At 36.9% G+C, this 217-nt stretch carries 1 protein-coding gene; it reads left to right on the plus strand.

Annotation, left to right across the window (positions count from 1 at the left end):
• Nucleotides 1-217 (plus strand): gp53-like domain-containing protein (locus LPC13_RS16875; protein ID WP_234089041.1); only part of this gene is annotated, 217 nt, incomplete at both ends.

Genomic DNA, 217 nt, shown 5'->3' on the forward strand with positions numbered 1-217 from the left:
GATTTCATAATGGTGGTACTACTGGAACAGAAGCTGATTATGATGTATTACATTATGAAACTAGTGAGGATATGATTATAGGACAAGTTCAGAATCTAGCTACTACAGGTTATAGAACACTTCCAGGTGGACTTATAATTCAATGGGGAATAGTTGAAGGAGTTACAAACTCATGGAAGACAGTTCGATTCCCGATAGAGTTTCCTAAGGCTAGTAT

It is taken from the genome of Clostridium celatum (assembly GCF_021412605.1).
In the GTDB taxonomy this organism is placed as follows: domain Bacteria; phylum Bacillota; class Clostridia; order Clostridiales; family Clostridiaceae; genus Clostridium; species Clostridium celatum.